Annotated in this window: 19 protein-coding genes and 1 pseudogene; 11 read left to right on the top strand and 9 right to left on the bottom strand. The window is 64.1% G+C overall.

The genetic code is table 11. The features are described from left to right. Nucleotides 1–80: 80 nt before the first annotated feature. Genes dnaE through OE747_RS05260 form a run of 3 tightly spaced genes read left to right on the top strand, consistent with a single transcriptional unit; the run spans nt 81 to nt 4,254 of the window. Entirely contained in the window at nt 81–3,581 is a 3,501-nt protein-coding gene (dnaE, locus tag OE747_RS05270) for a DNA polymerase III subunit alpha (protein ID WP_263827562.1), read from the top strand. Between the two features lie 55 nt (nt 3,582–3,636). Continuing rightward, nucleotides 3,637–3,852, top strand: a complete 216-nt coding sequence (locus OE747_RS05265) for a hypothetical protein (RefSeq protein ID WP_263827561.1) — start codon at nt 3,637–3,639, stop codon at nt 3,850–3,852. 33 nt (nt 3,853–3,885) lie between these two features. Next, the gene (locus tag OE747_RS05260) at nt 3,886–4,254 is read left to right on the top strand and encodes a hypothetical protein (RefSeq protein ID WP_263827560.1); all 369 of its coding nucleotides are present in this window, start codon (nt 3,886–3,888) and stop codon (nt 4,252–4,254) included. A 21-nt stretch (nt 4,255–4,275) separates the two neighbouring features. Here OE747_RS05260 and OE747_RS05255 read toward each other — a convergent pair whose 3' ends face one another. The 3 genes from OE747_RS05255 to OE747_RS05245 all read right to left on the bottom strand — a co-directional run bounded on the left by OE747_RS05255 (nt 4,276) and on the right by OE747_RS05245 (nt 8,861). Continuing rightward, complete coding sequence (locus OE747_RS05255) at nt 4,276–4,779, bottom strand: GNAT family N-acetyltransferase (RefSeq protein ID WP_263827559.1); 504 nt, start codon at nt 4,777–4,779, stop codon at nt 4,276–4,278. A gap of 112 nt (nt 4,780–4,891) precedes the next feature. After that, on the bottom strand, nt 4,892–7,294 hold the full coding sequence (locus OE747_RS05250; RefSeq protein ID WP_263827558.1) for a YbcC family protein: 2,403 nt from the start codon (nt 7,292–7,294) through the stop codon (nt 4,892–4,894). Nucleotides 7,295–7,310: 16 nt separating this feature from the next. Continuing rightward, nucleotides 7,311–8,861, bottom strand: a complete 1,551-nt coding sequence (locus OE747_RS05245; protein ID WP_263827557.1) for a proton-conducting transporter transmembrane domain-containing protein — start codon at nt 8,859–8,861, stop codon at nt 7,311–7,313. Between the two features lie 112 nt (nt 8,862–8,973). Here OE747_RS05245 and OE747_RS05240 point away from each other — a divergent pair, with 112 nt between their 5' ends. After that, on the top strand, nt 8,974–9,864 hold the full coding sequence (locus OE747_RS05240; protein WP_263827556.1) for a LysR family transcriptional regulator: 891 nt from the start codon (nt 8,974–8,976) through the stop codon (nt 9,862–9,864). A 93-nt stretch (nt 9,865–9,957) separates the two neighbouring features. Here OE747_RS05240 and OE747_RS05235 read toward each other — a convergent pair whose 3' ends face one another. Beyond that, nucleotides 9,958–10,152 (bottom strand): SlyX family protein, encoded by a 195-nt coding sequence (locus tag OE747_RS05235; RefSeq protein ID WP_263827555.1) that lies wholly within the window; start codon nt 10,150–10,152, stop codon nt 9,958–9,960. 100 nt (nt 10,153–10,252) lie between these two features. Here OE747_RS05235 and OE747_RS05230 point away from each other — a divergent pair, with 100 nt between their 5' ends. The 4 genes from OE747_RS05230 (at nt 10,253) to hisG (ending at nt 14,427) form a co-directional block, all read left to right on the top strand. Further along, on the top strand, nt 10,253–11,056 hold the full coding sequence (locus OE747_RS05230; RefSeq protein WP_263827554.1) for a crotonase/enoyl-CoA hydratase family protein: 804 nt from the start codon (nt 10,253–10,255) through the stop codon (nt 11,054–11,056). 109 nt (nt 11,057–11,165) lie between these two features. Further along, complete coding sequence (gene hisS / locus OE747_RS05225) at nt 11,166–12,653, top strand: histidine--tRNA ligase (protein WP_263827553.1); 1,488 nt, start codon at nt 11,166–11,168, stop codon at nt 12,651–12,653. Further along, nucleotides 12,650–13,738 carry an ATP phosphoribosyltransferase regulatory subunit gene (locus OE747_RS05220; RefSeq protein WP_263827552.1) on the top strand — a complete coding sequence of 363 codons (1,089 nt, stop codon included), beginning with the start codon at nt 12,650–12,652 and terminating at the stop codon, nt 13,736–13,738. The genes hisS and OE747_RS05220 overlap by 4 nt, the downstream gene beginning before the upstream one ends. After that, nucleotides 13,735–14,427, top strand: coding sequence for an ATP phosphoribosyltransferase (gene hisG / locus OE747_RS05215; RefSeq protein ID WP_263827551.1), 693 nt, complete (start codon nt 13,735–13,737; stop codon nt 14,425–14,427). The genes OE747_RS05220 and hisG overlap by 4 nt, the downstream gene beginning before the upstream one ends. Before the next feature lie 305 nt (nt 14,428–14,732). On the opposite strand, the gene OE747_RS05210 is transcribed toward hisG, so the two are convergent. Genes OE747_RS05210 through OE747_RS05200 form a run of 3 tightly spaced genes read right to left on the bottom strand, consistent with a single transcriptional unit; the run spans nt 14,733 to nt 17,489 of the window. Further along, on the bottom strand, nt 14,733–16,571 hold the full coding sequence (locus OE747_RS05210) for a TniQ family protein (RefSeq protein ID WP_263827550.1): 1,839 nt from the start codon (nt 16,569–16,571) through the stop codon (nt 14,733–14,735). Between the two features lie 4 nt (nt 16,572–16,575). Next, nucleotides 16,576–16,992, bottom strand: coding sequence for a hypothetical protein (locus OE747_RS05205; protein WP_263827549.1), 417 nt, complete (start codon nt 16,990–16,992; stop codon nt 16,576–16,578). Beyond that, nucleotides 16,989–17,489: a hypothetical protein gene (locus tag OE747_RS05200; RefSeq protein ID WP_263827548.1), complete on the bottom strand. Its 501-nt coding sequence runs from the start codon at nt 17,487–17,489 to the stop codon at nt 16,989–16,991. The genes OE747_RS05205 and OE747_RS05200 overlap by 4 nt, the downstream gene beginning before the upstream one ends. 585 nt (nt 17,490–18,074) lie before the next feature. Between OE747_RS05200 and OE747_RS05195 the strand changes: the two genes are divergently transcribed. The 3 genes from OE747_RS05195 (at nt 18,075) to OE747_RS05185 (ending at nt 21,812) form a co-directional block, all read left to right on the top strand. Then, nucleotides 18,075–20,819, top strand: a complete 2,745-nt coding sequence (locus tag OE747_RS05195) for a UvrD-helicase domain-containing protein (protein WP_263827917.1) — start codon at nt 18,075–18,077, stop codon at nt 20,817–20,819. 29 nt (nt 20,820–20,848) lie between these two features. After that, nucleotides 20,849–21,271: a type II toxin-antitoxin system CcdA family antitoxin gene (locus OE747_RS05190; protein ID WP_263827547.1), complete on the top strand. Its 423-nt coding sequence runs from the start codon at nt 20,849–20,851 to the stop codon at nt 21,269–21,271. Between the two features lie 277 nt (nt 21,272–21,548). Beyond that, nucleotides 21,549–21,812 (top strand): CopG family ribbon-helix-helix protein, encoded by a 264-nt coding sequence (locus OE747_RS05185; RefSeq protein WP_263827546.1) that lies wholly within the window; start codon nt 21,549–21,551, stop codon nt 21,810–21,812. A 204-nt stretch (nt 21,813–22,016) separates the two neighbouring features. Here the strand turns inward: OE747_RS05185 and OE747_RS05180 are convergent. Together OE747_RS05180 and OE747_RS24645 are read right to left on the bottom strand one after the other, a co-directional pair. After that, a pseudogene (locus tag OE747_RS05180) lies at nt 22,017–22,286 on the bottom strand (IS21 family transposase); the annotation flags it as partial. After that, nucleotides 22,196–22,543, bottom strand: a complete 348-nt coding sequence (locus tag OE747_RS24645) for a helix-turn-helix domain-containing protein (RefSeq protein WP_404818296.1) — start codon at nt 22,541–22,543, stop codon at nt 22,196–22,198. The pseudogene OE747_RS05180 and the gene OE747_RS24645, both read right to left, overlap by 91 nt. Nucleotides 22,544–22,675: the final 132 nt, after the last annotated feature.

The raw sequence follows: 22,675 nt of genomic DNA, 5'->3' as shown, positions 1-22,675 counted from the left end.
GCCGCCCGCAATCGGGGTTTTCGCCGGACCGCGCGCATCCCCCGTGGCGCCCCCGATCCGGATCGCCTATCGTCGCGGGCATGAGCAGTACGCCCCGATTCATCCACCTCCGCCTGCATACCGAATACTCGCTTCTCGAAGGCGCGATCCGGCTCAAGAAACTGCCCGCGCTCTGCGAGAAGATGGGCATGCCGGCGGTGGCGGTCACCGATACCAACAACCTGTTTGCGGCGCTGGAATTTTCGGTCGCGGCCAGCGGCGCGGGCATCCAGCCGATTATCGGCTGCCAGGTCTCGCTGGCCTATGTCACGGCCCTGCCGGGGGAAAAGCCGAAGCCGCCCGCCGGGATCGTGCTCTTGGCCCAGTCCGAGGCGGGGTACGAGAACCTGATGAAGCTCAACAGCTGCCTCTATGTCGACAAGGGCGGGCAGCTGCCGCAGGTCACGCTGGAGGAGCTTGCCGCCCATTCCGAAGGGCTGATCTGTCTCAGCGGCGGGCCCGACGGGCCGGTGGGGCGGCTCTTGCAGCAGGGTCAGCGCCCGGCGGCCGAGGCGCTGGTGGACCAGCTGGCGGGGATGTTCCCCGACCGGCTCTATATCGAGCTGCAACGCCACCCGGGCGAGGGTGGCGCGCCCGAGGCCGAGCGGCTGACGGAACGCGGCCATGTCGAGATGGCCTATGCCAAGGGCCTGCCGCTGGTCGCCACCAACGATGTCTACTTCCCCAGCTCCGACATGTACGAGGCGCATGATGCGCTGATCTGCATCGCCGAGGGCGCCTATGTCGACCAGCAGCAGGGCCGCCGCCGCCTGACCGCCCAGCATTACCTGAAATCACCGCAGGAGATGGTGACGCTCTTTGCCGATCTGCCCGAGGCGGTCGAGAATACCGTCGAGATCGCGCGCCGTTGCGCCTTCATGGCCTACAAGCGCGCCCCGATCCTGCCGAAATTCGCCGATGACGAGGTGCAGGAACTGCGCCGCCAGGCCAACGCGGGCCTGCAAGAGCGGCTGGCGGTGATCCCGCACGCGGTCAGCCCCGAGGATTACCAGAAGCGGCTCGATTTCGAACTCGACATCATCGAAGGCATGGGCTTTCCCGGTTACTTCCTGATCGTGGCCGATTTCATCAAATGGGCCAAGGATCATGACATTCCGGTGGGGCCGGGGCGGGGCTCGGGCGCGGGGTCGCTGGTGGCCTATGCGCTGACCATCACCGACCTTGATCCGCTGCGCTACAGCCTGCTCTTCGAACGCTTCCTGAACCCCGAACGGGTCTCTATGCCCGACTTCGATATCGACTTCTGCATGGACCGGCGCGAAGAGGTGATCCGCTACGTGCAGGAGAAATACGGCCGCGACAAGGTGGGGCAGATCATCACCTTTGGTGCGCTTCTGTCCAAGGCCGCGGTGCGCGACATCGGCCGGGTGTTGCAGATGCCCTATGGCCAGGTGGACCGCCTGTCCAAGATGATCCCGGTCGAAGGCGTGAAACCCGTAAGCATCGAAAAGGCGCTGGCCGACGAGCCGCGCCTGCGCGACGCCGCCCGCGAGGAAGAGGTGGTCGACCGCCTGCTCACCTATGGCCAGCAGGTCGAGGGGCTGCTCCGGAACGCCTCGACCCATGCCGCCGGCGTGGTGATCGGCGACCGGCCGCTTGATGCGCTGGTGCCGCTCTACCAGGATCCGCGCTCGGACATGCCGGCCACCCAGTTCAACATGAAATGGGTGGAACAGGCGGGGCTGGTGAAGTTCGACTTTCTGGGTCTCAAGACCCTGACCGTGATCCAGAACGCGATGGATCTGATCTTCAAATCGGGCCGCCCGCTTCACGTGGCCGCAGACGGGCGCCAGCTCTATGACCCCGCCGAAGGGGCCGAGAACCAGATAAACGCTATCCCGCTGGATGACGAACCCACCTACAAACTCTATTCCGCCGCCAAGACCGTCGCCGTGTTCCAGGTGGAAAGTTCCGGCATGATGGACGCGCTCAAGCGCATGAAACCCACCTGTATCGAGGATATCGTGGCCCTTGTGGCGCTCTACCGCCCTGGGCCCATGGAGAACATCCCGGTCTATTGCGAGGTCAAGAACGGCGTCCGCGATCTGGCCTCGATCCACCCCTCGATCGATTTCATCCTCGAAGAAACGCAAGGCATCATCGTCTATCAGGAACAGGTGATGCAGATCGCCCAGGTGATGGCGGGCTACAGCCTTGGCGGCGCCGACCTCTTGCGCCGCGCCATGGGCAAGAAGATCGCCGAGGAAATGGCCAAGGAACGCCCCAAGTTCATCGAAGGGGCCACCGCCAACGGCGTGACCAAGGAAAAGGCGGGCGAGGTCTTCGACCTGCTGGAAAAGTTTGCCAATTACGGCTTCAACAAATCCCACGCCGCCGCCTATGCCGTGGTCAGCTATCAAACCGCCTGGCTCAAGGCCAACCACCCGGTCGAGTTCATGGCGGGCGTCATGAACTGCGATATCCACCTCACCGACAAGCTGGCGGTCTATTTCGAAGAGGTCCGCAAGGGGCTGGGCCTGCCTTACGTGCCGCCCTGCGTGAACCGCTCGCAGGCGACCTTCGACGTGGCGGGCGGCGAACTGGTCTATGCGCTGGGCGCGCTCAAGAACGTCGGCGTCGAGGCAATGCGCCTGGTGGTCGAGGGCAGGGGACACAAACCCTTCGTCAACCTCTTCGACGTGGCCCGCCGGGTCGACCTGAAGAAGGTGGGCAAACGCCCCCTCGAAATGCTCGCGCGCGCCGGGGCCTTCGATCAGCTCGACCCCAACCGCCGCCGCGTCTTCGAGAGCATCGAGGCGCTTGCCGCCTATTCCGCCGCCATCCACGACCAGAAGGCGTCGAACCAGGTCTCGCTCTTCGGCGAGGCGGGCGACGACCTGCCCGAACCGCGCCTCGCCTCCGTGCCCGACTGGCTGCCCGCCGAACGCCTGTCGGAGGAGTTCAAGGCGATCGGTTTCTACCTCTCGGGCCACCCGCTCGACGATTACATGCCCGCGCTGAAACGCCGGGGCGTGCTGACGCTGGACGAGGTCACCGAGCAGGCCCGCTCGGGCCCGGTTCTGGCCAAGATGGCAGGCGTCGTAGCCGGGCGGCAGGAACGTAAATCCGCCCGTGGCAACCGCTTCGCCTTTGCCCAGATGTCCGACCCCACCGGAGCCTTCGAGGTCACGCTCTTCTCCGAAGTGCTGGAGAAAAGCCGCGACTATCTCGAAACCGGCTCCCATGTGGTGCTGACCGCCGAGGCGACGATGGAGGCCGACCAGCTCAAACTGCTCGCCCGCTCGGTCGGCCCCGCCGATACCGTGGTGGCCGAGGCGGGCGCCACCGGCCTGCGCGTCTTCATGGACGATGCCAGCGCCGTAGCCACCGTCGCCCATATCCTGGCCGAGGCCGCCAATGCCGCCCGCAACGCCGCCCGCGGCCCGATCCAGCTCTGCCTGATGGACCCCGGCCTGCCCGGCGAGGTCGAAATGGACCTGGGTCAGGATTTCCCCCTCAACCCCCAGATCAAGGGTGCGATCAAATCGCTCGACGGGGTGCTGGACGTCGAGGAGATCTGAGGCGATACTTTCCCTGTCTCCGTTATTCGTCAGAACCCTTGAAGGGAGGACAGACATGACAGGCAATCCTCGTTTTCACCTGACCGCCGCCCTGGCAATTGCCCTGGGCCTTGCCGCGATCGCCCCCGGCGCGGCACTTGCGGACAAGAAGACCGAACGCGCGATCAAGGGCGCCCTGATCGGCGCCGGGGTCGGGGCCCTGGTCGGCGACAGCAAGACCGCCGCCGCAGGCGCGGTTGTCGGCGCCATCGTCGGCGCCAACAAGAAATGACATGCCCACGCGATATCCAGTCGGGAGGCCGGGATGTTTGACACAAGACAATGGATCGCCGCACTTGCCGCGACCTGCCTGTTCACCACCGCCTCGCGGGCGGATGAAGAGGCCGAGAAGATGGTGCAGGACGCGCTCGACGTGATGTACCACACCTGCCAGTCGGTCATCGACGAGGCCGACGGGGACGAGGCCTATGTCCTCGACGTGGTGTCGAAGATGGTGGCGCTGTCGCTCTACAACCGCGAGATCGACATCACAGCCTACTCCACCTCGGAGGAGGACAAGACCCGCCTGCGCGAAGCCTTCATCGCCGCGCTGGGTGAAGGATGCCAGTCAGACCAGAACGCGCTTTTGGGCGGGGTGGTCGATACGGCGGTAAAGACGACGCTGGGGCTATGATGGCCGGCCACCGGGCCGGGTTCAAAAGTCCAATTGCATGTATACGAGATAGGGGATGAGTTCCGGGTCGTTCTCGCCTTCGGGGTAATAACCGATCTCGCGAAACCCCAGTTTGCGATACAGCTCCTGGGCTTCCGTGTCATAGATCCCGGTATCCAGCAGCATGGATCGGGCACCCATGTGTCGTGCTTCGCGTAACAGGCCCTCCATCAGGCTTCGACCCAACCCTAGCCCGCGTGCGGACGGCAACACATAGAGCCGCTTGACCTCGCCGGCATCGGGCCGGATCCTTTTCAGGAACACGCATCCCAACAGTTTCTCACCCTCCCCCATGGCGAGAAACAGCCGCCCGGTCGGCGGCAGATAGGCGTCGATATCGTCGAACGTGTTGGCAACCAGCACGTCCAGATCCAGCTCCAGCCCAGAGACGCGTTTCAGTTCGGTCAACTCATGGGCCAGGTATTCGCGCACCAGCGCCCGCAGTTGCCCTGAGTGCTCCAGGGTCTCTAGGGCACGGATACGCATGAGATAGACCCTGTTGCCTAAACGATCGGCCTTCAGCGTAGCACCTATGGTCGATCGTGCAAGACCGCGCGGCGGCGGGGGATTTGCCGCCGCGCGGGGGGCATTGGCCGCCTCATTCGGCGGCGATTGCCCGTTCCTTTTGTGCCTCAGGTGCAAAGGGCACCCAGGTCAGGTCGCCGTCATAGCGCCAGGCCAGTTTGCCCGTGTCGTCCATCGCGATCAGGTGCAGCCAGCCATTGTCGAACAGCGCCCTTACCCCGGAGTGCCGCCGCAACACATCGGTCATCGCCGTGCGCGGCGCCTCGATCACCACCGACAGGCGCAGCGGATCGTGCTGGAACCCGGCGCCGTCATGCACCGACTGCCATGGCAGGCCCGGGCGCGGCGTGCCGCCGTTACCCTCCAGCACGCCGATGCCGCCCACCACGTTATGAAGCAGCTTGTTGCCGCCGCCGAACAGGGCAGGGGCCACGGTCGAGCCGTAATATTGCAGGCTGATCCAGCTTGCGACCACCACCGGCGCGGTCAGGATCAGCTCCAGCACGCCGAATCCCTCGTCGCGGCGCCAGTCATAGCTGTGCAGAAACGCCTGTCCCGCCAGCCCGCTGCCTTCGGTGCGGTGCCGGGGGGCGGCGACAAAGGCGCGGCAGCCCGCCAGCCCCCATTCCGGGCGCAATTCGGCCCAGTCCTGCGCCCGCCGGGCAATATCCGCCCCGCCCTTTGCGCGCGGCAGCCGGGCGGCACGCTCGGCCCGCGCCAGTTGCCCGGCCTGCTCCAGCCAGGCCCTGAGCCGCGCGATATCCGCCGCCCAATCGCCCGAGGGCAGGTCCTGATCATAGAGCGTCACGTGGTCGGTCGTGGTATGGTGCAGTGCGGCCAGGAACACCGTGTCGGCGGGAATCTCGACCCCCTCGGCCTGCAGCCCATCGCGTACGCCCGTATCGTTCAGCAGCCCGGCCAGCAGCCGCGCGTTCACATCGCCCGCATAACCGCCGCAGGCCCCGCATTGAAGCGCACTCTCATGCGGGTTGTTGGTGACATCGGCGCCATGCCCGGCAAGCATCACCACCCGCGCAAAGCCACCCGTCAGCGACATCGCGCCCAGCACCGTCCGCGCCATGGCCACCCGCGCCTCGGGTCCGATTGCCGGGTCGAGCTGCGGCGCCGGATCGGCCTTGGCCACCTTGCCCAGCCCCAGTGCATCGCGCACCAGCTTGCCCGCATAGACCGGCCCCGTCGCCTCGACAAAGGCAAAGGACGACACCGCCGCCAGCTTGAACCGGCCCCAGGCCCTCCCGGCCCGTGCGGTATATCTGCGCCCCAGGTCCACCTCGCCGGGCTCCACCGCCTGCGACTTGACCCCGGGCCGCAGCAGCACCGGGCCCCGCGTCTCGACCACGTCCGACCCGGCCGCCCGGTGCGCACTGGCCAGGCCAAAGAACCCGGCAAAGCCGATGGTCTCGATGCCTGCGTCCTGCGCCTCAAGCGCCCGGCGGAACACTTCCGAGCGCACGTCGATGCAGAAGGCGGCCTGCACCGTGGGCCGATCCTGACGGATCGCTGCCGCGCCGCCCTCCAGCGTCTCAGCCAGCCTGCGCTGCGCCGCCCGCTCACTGGCCTCCTGCCAGGCCGCGTCGATGGCCATGTCTCGCGTGGGCGTCAGCGGCGCCTCATGCGCGGCCACCGCCTTGGCCCAGCGATCCGCGATTTCAGCACCATAGAGGCCGAACAGCGCCTCGTCGAACACCATCCGGATCGCCAGCAGCTCGGTCACGGTGTTGTCTGTCGTCCCTTCCAGCTCGGCCTGCCACAGCAGGTAACGGCCATATTGCGCCCAGCCCCCCAGCGTCATCAGCCAGCGGTGAAAGGCGGTACCGGAGGCCGCCGTGCTCAGCCCCAGCGCCTCGCATGCCCGCCCGATCGCCCGCCAATGCGACCGGTTGGTCGCCGCGACAAAGGCCCCGAAGCCGCGCAGCCCGTGGATCTCGGGCGTCAGGTCGCGGCTGGCAAACTCGCGCCATGCACTGAACGCCCCGCCGGTCCGCCCCGGCTGCCACAGCGCCTGTCCCTCATCGAAATGGCTGGCCGCCCAGACCCCGATCCGGTCCTCGATCAGACCGGGCCAGTCGATGCCCGACACCTCGGCGGCCAGATCGGCCACCGTCGGCAGCGCCTTGGGCTGCGCGGCCTCGACCGCCACCGCCGCCACCACCTCGGCCAGCCCCAGCCGCCCGAACCGGGCCGAGCGCAACGCCGCCGCCAGATCGCTCTCCAGGATTTCGCCTGCCGCGAACTTCTCGGCCCAAACCGCCCGCTCAGGCATGATCCGGGTACCGGCTACCCGCGCCAGCCGCGCGGCACTCACCGCCATCGGTTCGCCCGCCTGGCCCAGAAAGGGGTTGACCGCAACACTGGCTGACAGCGGGAACAGCGGCGGGATCTCGCGCGCGGCGCCATTGGCCTCGGATACCAGTTCCAGAAGTGGGGCAGGCAGGGTTTCAAGCTTTGCAAACATCTCTCTCGTCTCCAGATCAGGCAGGGGTCCGCTTTGACCAGCCGTCCAGCAGCCGGTCAAAGATCGCATTGGCATAAAGTCCGTTTGACAGGTGCACCCGGATACCGGCGGCCGCCGGATGCATGGCCCAGAGCGGGAAGGTCGCCTGCGCCACCGCAACCACGCCGAAACTGATCAGCGCCAGCACGATCAGCGCCCATTCCAGCGGCCCCGGTGCGGGCACCGGAGGCAGCGCCCCGGCGGTGACATAAAGCGCCACAAGTTGCAGCACGAAGTAGCTGACCGAGGTGACCGAGGCATAGATCACCATCCGCCGGGTCAGGGCGCCGGGCGCGGCATCGGCAAACCCCTGCGCCAGCAGGTAGGCCACGCCAAAGATCAGGATCACCCCCAGCGCGATGGCCTGCACCGACTTGCCGTCAAAGCCAAAGACCAGCCCCACCAGCCCGTAAATCGCGATGCCGATGACAAAGGCCTGCACCACGTTGCGCGCGCTCGGCACCGCCACCGGGCCGGGCCGCCGGATCGCGGCGACGTTGCGCACCGCCTCGCCCGCGCTCAAAAAGGCATGCGCCTTGTACAGCGAATGCGCCACGATATGCAGCAGCGCCAGCGGGAACAGCGCCAGACCGCATTGCATGATCATGAAGGCCATCTGCGCGATGGTCGACCACGCCAGCGAGGTCTTGACCGCCGGTTGCGTCAGCATCACCAACCCGCCGAACAGCGCCGTCAGCCCGCCCAGCATCACCAGCACCGCCATCACGCCGGGGGCCGCCAGCATCACATCGGCCAGCCGGATCAGCAGGAACCCCCCGGCATTGATCACGCCCGCATGCAGCAGGGCCGAGACCGGCGTCGGCGCCTCCATCACCTCGGTCAGCCAGCCATGTACCGGGAACTGGGCCGAGGCCAATACAGCCGTCAGCGCCAGCAGCGCCGCCGCCGCCAGCGTTGCCCAGCCGGGCGTGGCCGCGTCCAGGATCGTGGCGATATCCGTCGTGCCATAAGCCACGATCAGCAGCATCACCGCACCCGCCAGCACCAGCTCGCTCAGCCGCGCCACCACGGCCTTCTTGCGCGCCGCGCGCCGGGCGGTGGTGCGCTCGGGATAGAACAGCAACAGCCGGCCCAGCATCAGGCTGGTCGCCGTCCAGGCCGCCAGCATCTGCACCAGGTTGCCCGCCATCACCAAGAGCAGCACCGCCGCCAGCGTTGCCGCCATCCAGCCGGTGAACGCGCCCTGCCGCGCCTCGCCATCCATATAGGTGGCGCTGTAACGCAGCACGATCCAGCCGATGAAACTGACCAGAACCAGCATCGTGGCGCTCACCGCATCCAGCCGCACCGACAGCCCGATACCCCAGAACCCGATCAGCCCCGAGGTGCCCGGCCCCTTCAACACCAGAAACAGCGCCGCGATGGCAGCCACGCCAAACCCGGCCAGCGCCGCGCCTTCGGCCAGTTTCGGCAACCGCCCCGGGCGCAGACCCGGATTACGGCTGGCATGCAGCGCAACGGCCAGCAAAAGCAGCGGACTAAACAGAGGCAGGTAGAGATACCACATGACAATTCCCTTCGATCCTTGCGGGCAGCGCCCTTTGCACCGGACCTAGATCATCGGCATCTTTAATAAAAATTCATTGTTTGATAGAAATCGTTCTAGTATTTAGAACGATATGCCGCTGAACTATCATCACCTGCGCTATTTCTGGGCCGTCGCCCATGACGGCAACCTGACTCGCACCGCCGAGCGTCTGAACCTGTCGCAATCGGCCCTCTCGGTGCAGATCAAGCAGCTCGAAGACCGTCTGGGCCACGCCCTGTTCGAGCGGCGCGGCCGCCAGTTGCACCTGACCGAGGCCGGGCGCATCGCGCTCGACCATGCCGACGCCATCTTCGCCACCGGGCAGGAGCTGGTGGCGACGCTTCAGGAAACCGGCCGCACCCGCCGAGCGCTGCGCGTCGGCGCACAGGCCACGCTGTCCCGCAATTTCCAGATCGGCTTTCTGCGCCCCATCCTCGGACGCGAGGATGTCGAGGTCATTCTCCGCTCGGGCAGCCCAACCGAACTGCTCGAAGGACTGGGCACGCTGAACCTCGACGTGGTGCTGATGAACCGAGAACCGCCCGACGACAGCCTCACCCCCTACGAGATACACCATGTCTCGGAACAGCCGGTGAGCATCGTCGGCACGCCCGACCGGCTGGACCCCGACCGCCCGCTCGCGGCGCTCTTGACCGAGCAGCCGTTCATCCTGCCCACCACCGACAGCACCGTGCGCACCGCCTTCGACGCCATGGCCAGCCGGATGGGGGTGCGCCCGCAAGTGGTGGCCGAGGTCGACGACATGGCAATGATGCGTCTCCTGGCGCGCGAGGATATCGGCCTGGCGCTGGTCGCGCCCATCGTGGTCCGGGACGAGCTGACCTCGGGCCGTCTGGTCGAAGCGCGGGCGCACCCGCGCATCCGCGAAACCTTCTACGCCGTCACCCAGCGGCGGCGGTTCCCGAACCCGCTGGTGCAGGAGTTGCTGACCCGTAACGCCAGTCCGGAATTGATGGCCTGAGCGGCGCGGTACCCGTGCTCGAACGCCTGTACAAAACGGTCAATCCGTCCCCGGGAGCAGGTACAAAACGGTCAATTCGACGTACCAAACGCCTCAGTAATGCGGCGGGCGCTCGTCGCCCAGGATGACGCCGCCACCACCTTCGGCGACCCTTTCGGCCTCGCGCCGCATCAGCATTTCGACCCGCCGCGCCAACCGGTCGATCTCGTCGTGCTGCCGCGCCACGATATCGCTCAACTCGTCCACCGTGCGGGTCAGATGCGCGATACGCTCTTCGAGATGCTGCATGTCGTCCTGTCCTTCTGCGGCCTCTCTCCCCCATACAGGCGCAACGTCAGTCTTGCCAGCCCCATGGTCGCGACCGCACTCTGACAGGGGAGGATCGCGCATGACCATCACCATCGACCGTACCGACGGCATCACCACCGTCACCCTCAACCGGCCAGAGGCGCGCAACGCCGTGGACCCCGCCACCGCCCGCGTGCTCTATCAGGCGTTTCTGGCTTTCGAGGCTGACGCGGAGCAGCGCGTCGCCATCCTGACCGGGGCTGGGGGTTATTTCTGCGCCGGGTTCGACCTCAAGGCAGCAGGGTCCGGGGATGCGGATAACTGGTTGGGATCGCTCGATATTCCCGAGGGCTGGTCCGATCCGGTGACCGATCCCCGGCCCGGCCCGATGGGGCCATCCCGGCTGATGCTATCGAAACCGGTGATTGCCGCGATCGAGGGTCCGGCGGTTGCGGGCGGCATGGAGCTTGCCGCCTGGTGCGACCTGCGGGTGATGGCCCGGGGCGCGGTCACCGGCGTGTTCTGCCGTCGCTGGGGCGTGCCGCTGATCGACGGCGGCACCGTGCGCCTGCCGCGTATTCTGGGGCAGGGGCGGGCAAGCGACCTGATCCTCACCGGCCGCGCGGTCGAGGCCGACGAGGCGCTTGCCCTGGGCTTTGCCAACCGCACCTGCCCGCAGGGCGCGGCACTGGACACCGCCCGCGCTCTGGCCCGCGACCTGACCCGGTTTCCCCAGGGATGCATGCTGGCCGATCACCTGTCTTCGCGCATGGACCCCGCCGCGCTGGCTGCCGCCCTCCGACGCGAATGGCGCTCCACCGCCACCTTCGCCGCCGAAGGCCGCAGCGGCGCCGCCCGCTTCGCTGCTGGCAAGGGCCGCGCGGGTAACTTCACGGATATCTGAAAACAGCTTAAAAACATGGGTTTTTTCGCCTGCGGCCCTACTGCGCCTTGCCCCGGGGCGGGCCATGGGCTAGACCGCGCGCGGAACAGAACGCCCAAGGACTCCCACCATGGCCAAGCCCAAGAAAACGCCCCGCCCCAAGGCCGAAACGCCCAAAGGCTTCCGCGACTATTTCGGCGCCGAGGTGACGCAGCGGACCGAGATGCTGCGCACCATCGCGGGGGTCTATCATCGCTACGGCTTCGAGGCGCTGGAATCGAGCGCGGTCGAGACGGTCGAGGCGCTGGGCAAGTTCCTGCCCGATGTCGACCGCCCCAACGAGGGCGTCTTTGCCTGGCAGGAATCCGAGGACGACGGCGCGGGCGACTGGATGGCGCTGCGCTATGACCTGACCGCGCCGCTGGCGCGCGTCTATGCCCAGCACCGCAACGACCTGCCGACCCCCTACCGCCGCTACGCGATGGGGCCGGTCTGGCGTAACGAGAAACCCGGCCCGGGCCGATATCGCCAGTTTTATCAATGCGATGCGGATACGGTGGGCAGCGCGTCCATGGCCGCCGATGCCGAGATCTGCGCCATGCTGAGCGACACGCTGGAGACCGTCGGCATCCCGCGCGGTGACTATGTGGTGCGGGTGAACAACCGCAAGGTTCTGAACGGGGTGTTGGAAACCATGGGTCTGGCTGACGAGGGTCAGCGCGACGCGGTGCTGCGGACCATCGACAAATTCGACAAGGTCGGCGCCGACGGCGTGCGCGAGTTGTTGGGCAAAGGACGGCTCGACGCCTCGGGCGCGTTCATCGACGGCGTGGGCCTGAGCGACGATCAGGCGGGGCCGGTACTGGCGTTCCTGACCTCCAAAGGGGTGGATGCGGCCGCCACCGTGGCCAACCTGCGCGCGGCGGTGGGCGCCTCCCAGATCGGGGTACAGGGGATCGACGAGTTGGACCAGATCGGCGATCTGCTGGCGGCGGGCGGCTACGGCCCCGACCGGATCGTCATTGACCCTTCGGTCGTGCGCGGTCTTGGGTATTACACCGGACCGGTTTACGAGGCCGAGCTGACCTTTGAAATCTTTGACGAAAAAGGCCGCAAGCGGCAGTTCGGTTCGGTCTCCGGCGGCGGGCGTTATGACGACCTGGTCAAGCGGTTCACGGGACAGGAAGTTCCGGCAACCGGGATCTCCATCGGCGTTGACCGCCTGCTGGCGGCCCTGCGCGAGAAGGGCCGCATTCAGGCCGTGGAACATGGCCCCGTCGTGGTCACCGTGATGGATCGCGACCGCATGGCCGACTATCAGGCGATGGTGGCCGAGCTGCGCAATGCCGGGATCCGGGCCGAGGTCTACCTCGGCAATCCCAAGAACTTCGGCAACCAGCTCAAATATGCCGACAAGCGCAACTCGCCCGTCGCGGTGATCGAAGGTGGCGACGAGAAAGCCAACGGCGTGGTGCAGATCAAGGACCTGATCCTGGGCGCCCAGATCGCCGCCAATGCGACGCTGGAAGAGTGGAAGGAACGTCCCAGCCAGTACGAGGTCGCCCGCTCCGATCTGGTGGCCAAGGTGCGCGAGATTCTGGCGGGGCAGGCGGGATGATCACCCGCGCCCGTATTCTGGAGCAGGCCGCGCAGCTGCGCGCACGGTTCGAGGCGGCAGGCGCGCAGACGGTGGAAACGCCGATCCTGCAACCGGCTGAAACCCTGCTCGACCTTTATGGCGAGGATATCCGTGCGCGGGCCTATATCACCTCGGACGCGCTGAGGGGCGAGCAGATGCTGCGCCCCGACTTCACTGTACCAGTTGTACAAAAGCACATGGAACACGGCGCCGAACCCGCCCGCTACACCTATGCGGGCGAGGTGTTCCGGCGGCAGGAACACGACCCCGACCGCGCCAATGAGTACATCCAGGTGGGGTATGAGGTGTTCGACCGTACAAATCCCGCCGCCGCCGATGCCGAGGTGTTCGCCCTGATCGCCCAGGCGCTCGACGGTCTGGCGCTGCGCGCGGCCACCGGCGATATCGGCATCCTGATGGCCGCCGTGGCCGGGCTGAAAACCACGGAACCACGCAAGGCGGCGCTGATGCGCCATATCTGGCGCCCGCGCCGGTTCCGGGCGCTGCTCGACCGCTATGCGGGCCGCACCCCGGTGCCACCCGCGCGCGCCGCGCTGCTGGCTGCCGATGACCCGCTAACCGGGGGGGCGCCCGAGATCGGCAAGCGCGACCGCGCCGATGTCGAGGCGCGGATCGCCGTTTTGCGTGCGGATGCTGCTGCCGCGCCCATTTCCGACAATGAAATCGCCGGGCTCGACGCGCTGTTGTCGGTGCGCGAGACCATGCCCTTTGCGCTTGAACATCTGCGCGATATCGCGGTGGATCTGCCGCAGATCAATCCGGCGCTCGACCGGCTGGAGGCGCGCATCGCCGCCCTGCGGGCGCGCGGCATTGATGTGGACCGGCTCGATTTCGAGGCCTCCTATGGGCGCACCTCGATGGAATACTATGACGGTTTCGTCTTTGGTTTCTATGCAGAGCGGCGGCCCGATCTGCCACCCATCGCCACCGGCGGGCGCTATGACGCGCTGACACGGCGGCTGGGCAACGGGGCCGAAATTCCGGCAGTGGGCGGCGTGCTGCGCCCGGGCCTGATGCTGCTGCTTGCGGAGGCCGAAACATGAGCCTGAAGCTTGGGGTGCCGTCCAAGGGGCGGCTGATGGAAAAGACCTTTTCCTGGTTCGACAAGCGCGGCATCACGCTCAGCCGCACCGGGTCGGACCGCGAATATGCCGGTCGCGTCGATGGCATCGAGGGCGTGTCGCTGGTGCTGCTTTCTGCCGGGGAGATTCCACGCGAACTGGCGGCGGGACGCATCCATCTGGGCGTCACCGGTACGGATCTGGTGCATGAGAAACTGCCGCTCTGGGATCAGCAGCTGGAAGAGGTGGCGCCGCTTGGCTTTGGCCAGGCCGACCTGATCATCGCGGTACCCGCCTGCTGGGCGGATGTGGACACGCTCGATGATCTCGACGCGGCGGCGGCGGGGTTTCGGGCGCGGCACGGGCACCGCCTGCGCATCGCCACCAAATATCACCGGCTGGTACGCGAATTCCTGACCGCTGCGGGCGTGGCCGATTATACTCTGGTCGACAGCCAGGGCGCGACCGAGGGCACGGTCAAGAACGAGACCGCGGAGGCGATTGCCGATATCACCTCGACCGGCGAGACCCTGCGGGCCAATCATCTGAAGATTCTCAGTGACGGGCTGATCCTGCGCAGTCAGGCGACGCTCTGGCGCAGCCGGGTGGCGCCGATGGATGCGGTTGAAAAGAGCGCTCTGGATCAGTTTTTGCAGCGGTTGTCGCAATAGGGGGCGCGGCCCCGGAGCGTATTCGACCAGAAAGAAGCGCGTGCGATCAGGCTTCTTTCTGGTCACAAATACTCTGGTGTTGCGGCGGCCATAGTTATGCCAAACGCCTCGCAGCCGAAGGCAAAAAACAAAACAAATCAAACGCCACTACACATTCGCAGCGAAAATCGGCGGCTATCCCTGCCAAGCGGGCGGGCAAAGTTTTGCCAAGCCGCCCGCGATCGTGGAGTAACAGCGCTCCCGCCGCGCAGAAAAAAGCCGCCCATCCGGGCGGCGTTGGCAGATCATTGTGTTGGTGTCGGTCGCTACAAATCGGCGCGCCGGAACATGGCTGCATTCAAAAGATCCCGTCGCATGATCGGTTCTATCCCTGCTGCCGAAAGCGCGCGGGACATAGCCTTTCCGCTCACACCGCCTTCTATTGCAAGCGAGGTCAAAGTGACATGCGCCGCTTGGAACCGAGCGACGTCCTCCGCATCGTACCTGTACCGAACTGTTCCCCGCGCGTTGAAGATTTCGCGAGCACGCAGGAACGGCAGGCCGTCCCGATCGAGTGTCTTTCGAAGATGCGAAACGCCGGAAGGAAAGATCCCCAACCGCTCGGCAACGTCGTGGGCGGATAAGCCGGCCTCTTCTTCGCGGGCATCTATTACTTGCCGCACCTCCTCTGGATCGACCAAAACGGACCGGAACCCCAGGTCAGCGGCGATGACCTCCACACGCGAAAGCTCCCCGCCAAACACAAGTTTCACGATGTCCGTGACGGGATGTCGTGCGGGCTCGGCGGCCGCGATCACGTCCAGCATGCCTGCGCTGGCAGTGGTAACAGGTCGACCGGCGGATTGGAATTCCATGAGGAAGTGATCAAGATCTTCCGTGGCAACGTTGGTAAGCACCCCGCCCCGGCGGCCGAGACCCGGGACCAGTTGCTCAATGATGCCGTGTTTCACCAGCATCTCCGCCTGGGTGCGGTTGCAGTTCAGATATGCGGGAATCTCCCGGATCGGGATCGAGTCCCGGATGCGATGGGCCAAGGCTTCGCCAGCAACGGCATTGAAACTCGTAGTTGGTTCGACACGCTCTTCATCCCCATCGGCAATAATGTCTGTCCGCACCAGGGCGCGGTTCAGGGTTTTGCGGTGAATGCCGGTCAGCGCCGAGAGGCTCGCAACCGAATGACGCCGCCGCTGGGCTACGATCTCGCCAAACAGCTTCGTACCGGGATCAACTGGCAGCGTCTCCAGAATATGCTCTCGGATAACGTCGCGGATCGGCCCCGGCTCCTTTTCGGATTTCTTGAACTGAAGCCACTGGTAGAGGCGTCCATAGGCCGCCTGTGGGCCACCCGGGCCTTTGATCGTGCGGGAAGCGATGGCGATTTCCTCGAGGGCACGGCGAATACTTTCGGTCCCGGCCGAGGCAGCTTGGAAGCCGACGGCACCGGCCTCGTCCCATTGTGTGAGGGACAGCTTGTCGAGATCCGTATGGGCCCCGAACGCAAGGCACGCGCCGAGCATCTCACTGGCCCTGACTGCCTGATCGATTGGCTGCCCGTCGAGCCAGTCTGATGTCTGATCACCTGCGAAACGGCGCTGGACATAGCGCTGGAGCGGGGAGACGGATCGTCGTTTCGCCGTGGCGGCCTGCCGCTCGAGTTCGGGGTTCTCTGGAGCGACCAGCGCCATGTCCTGAAACTGCTCGAAATAGCCCCTGTTCTGGCGCCTCGTGAGCACGATGCCATGGGCCTCGCAGGTTCGAACCGGGCTGAACATCCAGTCGATGCGGCCTACTCTGTATCTCGCACTCGGGCTGCCGGGATCGGAGTCCTCGAGGAGGCACATCGGACAATAGGTCGTGTGCGTGCGCAGCGCGAAACGAACGCCGAACTCTTCCGCTCGATGCTGGAACGTGCGGTCGCCCATTCGCACGACACCCATCGCCTGGATCCTCTCAACCGGGATCCCGGTGAGGTCAGCGAGGCGATCGACGCAAACCGGGCTCATATCAACGACGCTCTTCCGGGAGATCTGCATCATCTTGAGCCAGTCGCCTCCTGAGAGGCTGGTGTGGAAGAGGGCAAGACGACAGCACCAGGATACAGTGCTTTCGCGATCGACAGGCGGGAGGACAGGGAGGAGCACCATGATCTCAAACCTTTTCCAGTTTCTTCAGCAGGCGTTTCATCCGCGCTGCCTCGTACTGCTCGGCACCTTGGTCGAGTGGGATAGACAGCCAGTCCGCCGCGTAAAAGACGTTTGCGTGAGGTTCGCAGCCTTCCTGCATCGACCAAGCTTCGGCGAAGTGATCCGTAGCAAGCGTCTTCGCGCCGTCCCAAAGCGCGCACTCAATCGCGTTCACAGTGGTCTCGATGGCGCGTCCGAAGCGGCGCCGGCTTGCGGTGATCAGGCGTGCCGGCAGATCGTCGGCCACTCCGAGTTCGATCCCGGCCTTGGCGCAGTAGGCGGAAATCAGATTGAGGAGATTGTCCTCGTCACCGCCGTGCTGGAGGTCGGAGGGTACGACCTTTGTGAACCGCCGCGACACCTGCGGATCGAGGCGTGTCATTTCCGCGAGGCGCGCCCAATTTCCTTCAGAAATGCTGTAAAGCCCGGGTGGGCGCCAACAGCATCAGGATATTCTTCGCCGTCGTAACGAAACGGCTCCCTGCGACCACCCCCATACCGGCTCATCCAATCTGATGAACCAAGCGTGGCAGCGTCCCGGATCTCCGCAGTTCCGATAGGGCTCGATCGCCTCTCCAGGCTCTTCAGGCGTTGACGAAAAGCCGAGTAGTCGATCGGCGCGAGTTGCGCATCATAGAGCTCGCGCACATCGCGTATTCCCTTCGATGTGTTTACGTAGGTCCTACGAACTCCATATTTCTTGCGATACGCATCGGCGTCGAGCAGAAGACACTCGTCGAGCAGCTCATCGGACACCGGCTCATCGCGCAAACGGCGGTGCAGGCGACCCGCTGCTGTGATCTCGTTCGTGTGCGAACTGCTTGCGATAGCAAGCCAGAGCCCCTTGAAGCTCGCATAGGTCTGGTCGCGATAATCCATGGGGAAGGGCAGGATGGCGTTATGGGCAGGCGCAGTCACCAAGTATCTTTCTTTGGGAGATTTTTTGCCATGACTGTTGCCCAGTCGAGCTCTGATCGCAACTGCGATAAGAGCATGCAACTCAAGGCGTTCTTGATGAAACCCTCAGTGGATTGGCGGGTTCCGAGCCGACATCCTTGTGATTTTCACCCTCGCGCCCAATGAAAATCCGCCCCAGCAAGTCGACGCTCGATACCTTACAGTCCGCAAATCGGCCAAATCGAACATCTTTGATCGCAGCAAAGAACGACTGCTTCCCGTCCCTCCCAAACTTCAAATTGAAAACCTCGCGCATGATATCCTGAGCAACCTCGATGGGTCGGATTGGGTTTTCCCGAGCCGATATTCTGCTACACCTCTGGAAAACGAGATGAATTGCGGTCTATGGAACTCATTTCTCAACCTATTCTTGGGTTCTTGGAAGACCCGCTGCGTCGACGTCCGCGTGCGCTGAGAATGCACGACACCGGCATTGGCGCCCATGGCGGCCGGCGAAGCTGGATTGGGTTCGAAGAGATCGCCGCCAAGCCGTCAACGAAACGCGGGATGCTCACGTCGTCGCTGGCGATTGATCTGAATGGTGGCTCACAGGTCGTTCTCCCGGCCGTCAACAGCGCAGCGTCAGTGGCTTTCGCCGAGGCCGTCGGGGAAGCGTGGTCGAAATTCAACCTCGCCGCACTTGCCAAAGAGGAAGGGAGAATCCGGGGGCTCCTCCAATCCCTGGAAGGGCTGCAGGCACCCGAGCATTATCCGTCAGCATGCCATGTCGATCCCCTGGCTCGAGAGGCCACGGACCTGACAACCCGCGTCCTGTCGAAACTCAACGTCATGGCTGTTGGTGACGAAACGATCAGCCGGGTGGCGCCGATCATCTCATTCTCTGCCGATCCGGTCAAAACGCGCGAAGCCGCGATCGAACGGTTCGTCGATGCACAGCTTGACCGATGGAAAGAGTTCTTTGACTCGGTCGAGTCCAAGCCCTTGACACCTGAGCAGCGCCTTTCTGTGGTTGTCGACGAAGACGCAACACTGGTTCTTGCCGGCGCCGGCTCCGGCAAGACCAGTGTCATCACGGCGAAGGCAGCCTACCTCGTCAAGGCGCGTATCAGGACCCCTGAAGAGCTGCTTCTGTTGGCCTTCGCGCGAGATGCAGCGACCGAAATGTCCGAGCGGATCGAGGCACGCTGCGGCGTTCCAATTGCCGCACGCACCTTCCATGCACTGGCTTACGAAATCATAGGTGACGTCGAGGGGGAGAAGCCGGCGCTTGCGCCGACCGCGACGGACGACAAAGCCTTCCTGTCGATGATCCGAGACATTCTGCGCCACATCGTGAGCCGCATCAGCGAGGTGGCGGAGACCGTGATCGGCTGGTTTGCAGGTTTCTTCGACGATTTCCCCTTGCCTTGGGACTTTGCCACCGCCCATGCGTGGTATTCCGAGATCGAAAGCCGCAACCTTCGGACGCTGAAGGGGGAGACCGTCAAGAGCTTCGAAGAGCTTCTCATCGCGAACTGGTTGTATCGGAATGGCGTCGCCTACGAATACGAGCCAACCTACGAGCACAAGCTGAATGGGACCGGGCGGCGCGTCTACACCCCGGATTTCCGCCTGACCCAGAGCGGTGTCTACATCGAGCATTTCGGGGTGCGTAAGTCGCGGACGGCGGATGGCACCGAACAGCTGACGACCGCTCCCTTCGTCGATCGCGACGAATATCTGGAGGGCATGCGCTGGAAGCGAGAGGTCCACGCCGAGCATGAAACGGTTCTGATCGAAACCTACAGCTGGGAACGCGAGGAAGGCAGGCTGCTCGATGCCCTGGCCGAGAAACTCGCACCCCACGTCACGCTGCGGCCCATCCCCGATATCGAGATCTATGACCAGGTCACACAGGTCGGGGTTGTCGACAGCTTCTCGTCACTGGTCGGCACTTTCCTTCGGCATTTCAAGAATGGTGGCTACCAGATCGATGACTGCGCCGAGAAGGCGACGTCGCTGAAACTCGGGAAGCGGGCGGATGCCTTCCTCAAGATCTTCGACGCGGTCTTCAGTGAATACCAGGCGCGTCTGGGCGCGCGCATCGATTTCGAAGACATGGTCACCCGGGCAACATCGCATGTCGAGAGCGGTCGATACCAAAGCCCGTTTCACCACATCCTCGTCGACGAGTTCCAGGACATCTCGACGGGCCGCGCGCGTCTAATTCGCGCCCTAAAGGCTCAGCATTCGGATGCCAAGGTCTTTGCCGTCGGGGACGACTGGCAATCGATCTACCGTTTCGCGGGTTCCGATATTCATATCATGGGAAACTTCGGGCGCGAATTCGGCGGGCACTATGCCGGTGCATCCGGCATCCACCGAACCGTCGATCTTGGCCGCACGTTTCGATCCGTTGACAAAATCGCGCTCGCGGCACGCCGTTTCGTTTTGCGCAACCCGGCCCAGATCACGAAGACAGTGGTCCCTGCAGGGGAAACCGACAAGCCAGCCATTCGGATCGCGTGGACCCGAAAGGACAACGCCGAAAACACGCTTTCCCAAACCCTCGCCGCACTTGCGGCAACGGCGCCGGCCGGCGATCGCAAGCCCACCGTGCTGCTGCTCGGGCGATATCGGTTCATCGAACCGGATCTCAGGCGGCTGAGACGGCAGCACCCCGGGATCTCGATCAGTTTCAAGACGATCCACGCATCCAAGGGGCTTGAAGCCGACCATGTGATCATCCTGGGCGCCGACAACGCCCGCATGGGGTTCCCTTCCATGATCGTGGACGATCCGCTCTTGAGCCTCGTCTCGCCGGAAGCGGAGCCGTTCGCGAACGCCGAAGAGCGGCGCGTCATGTATGTTGCCATGACGAGGGCTCGAAAGACGGTGACCATCCTGGCTTCGGAGGCGCGGCCGTCGTCATTCGTCACGGAACTGATGAATGATCCGGCTTATGATGTCGCCAGCCCGCGAGAGGCTGCTGAGCGCACGCACACCTGCCTGCAATGCGGTGGAAGGATGCTCTACATGCCCGGTCAAGATGGGCGAGGCTGGTATCGCTGCGAACACGTGAAGCTGTGCGGCAACCGTGTTCCTGCATGCCCGGAGTGCGGCGTTGGAATTCCGCTCCATGAAAAGGCGCGAGGGGAAATGGCCTGTTCGGAATGCGGTGCCGTTCAGCAAGCTTGCCCGAGTTGCAAGGATGGCTGGCTGGTGGAACGTCAGGGGCGATACGGCCCCTTTTTGGGGTGCGTGCGTTTCCCGGATTGCAGTGGCAAGGCGAAGCTTCGGAAGATTGCGTAGCAGACGCAGTTTGACGAAGCAGACGTCAGATGCGGTTGCTGCCCGCTGTCGTCGACGCCTTCCTCTATCAGCCGGGTGTGCGAGGTTCTTGGCGGTGTCCGAAACTCGTGATCGGCGATCTGAATCCTGCGTCTGCGGAGTTTGTTCTTCAATCGATTACGGTTTATTTTAGCGGCACTACGACGGAGGGTGGCACCATGGTAGCTGCGACAAAGCGCAAGACATCCCTTACGCTTAATGCAGAGGCGCTTGATCGAGCGAAAGATCTTGGGATCAACGTTTCAGCGGTGGCTGAGGCTGCGCTTATCAAGGCTGTTGCCGAAGCCCGACGCAAGAAATGGCTCGATGAGAACGCAGACGCATTCGCGGCACAATCGGATTGGCATCAATGCAATGGTCACCCACTGGCTGACATTATGACAGCGCCAGGAGCTCCTACATGGAGCACCTGATCCACTTCGATGGCGCGGGATACAATGGCGTTTCCACGTCATGATGACCGCTTCGGGCTTGGTCTGGGATTTCTGTTCCCTTTCAGCTGATCTTCCCATGGCGTAGCTTTCTCATCGTCGACCAGGAAAACCTTCATGGGATTGAGGCGGCACTCGGTGGCCAGCCTGTTATTTACCGCGGTTGCAGAGCGCGAGTTGGATCTGCGCCATAGACCGTCTAAGATCGCTATCGAACTACGCTGGCAGCTTGGAATAGATAATCGGAAAGGCATTCGTCTTGGGCACCACCTCCTACTCAGTTCGTCTCGACGACGATTTGAGGAAAGCACTGGAAAGAGAGGCGGAGATCGAAGGTCGTCCGCCGACGCAGCTCGTGGTGCGCGCCGTCCGCTCGATGTTGGAAGCCAAGGCGGCAAAGCGTGCAGCCGTAGACTCTGCGTTGAAAGAAGCAGATCAGGGAAAGTTCACCTCTGCCGAAGCAATGAACGCCTGGATTGACTCTTGGGACACGGACGACGAGCTACCTGCTCCAAAAAGCTGACCTTACTCCCGACAGCGCATGAAATTGCAACGCTCTACCACCGTTGAAGCCTCACGCTGACCCAGCGCAGACCGATCGGACCTTGCCACATCGCAAGTTGCCTTCATAATTCCAGAATCTGGATGTCAGGATGCGCAGCATGGCACAGCTTACCGTCAGAGACGTCGACGAGGCGATCGTGGCCGCCTTGAAGGAGCGGGCAAAGAACGCCCTGTCGTGGGCATCGAAGACCATCTCCTGTGTCTCGCGCGGGTAGGCCCGGACGAACGGCATCCGGCTGTAGCAGAGGCGGACATGGGCGACCTTCACCGTCGTCGTCACGCCGTCGAGGATCACGATCTCGTGGCTCCAGTCGAACTGGTAGGCCTCGCCCGAATCGAAGATCAGCGGGACATAGGCACCGGCCGAGGCCTCCTGCGTGGCCATCGACCAGCCCAGAATTTCAGCCACACCCCGGACGTTGACGTATTCCCCGTGCCTTTGGGTGGAACGCTGTCCACGGCTTCTTTCATCGCGTCCACCGACGCACGATGAACAAGGATCTTCCGGGACTTGCCGGGGGACTCTTCCTCCGACACCGCGTCAATCCTGCCCTGCTGGATGAGTTGATACACCCTGTTGCGCGTCAGGCCCAGGATCAGCGCGGTTTCTTTCGCGTCCAGATACGTCCCATTGAACTCCGGCCTGGTGCCACTTTCCCCCGGTTTTCGCTCTCTTTTCCGTTTCCTCACAGCGTTTCCAGGAACATTGTGTCGAAGTGCAGAATTCGAAGCCGGGTCCAATGATTGAGAACGGCGGTGCAAAAGTCTGCCACGGTAGCGGCGGGATAGGCCTGCTGCGGGCGGTGTAAAAACCGGCCACTT

Source organism: Ruegeria aquimaris (assembly GCF_025751555.1).
GTDB lineage: Bacteria > Pseudomonadota > Alphaproteobacteria > Rhodobacterales > Rhodobacteraceae > Ruegeria_B > Ruegeria_B aquimaris.
This window is presented reverse-complemented; position numbering and strand designations above follow the sequence as displayed.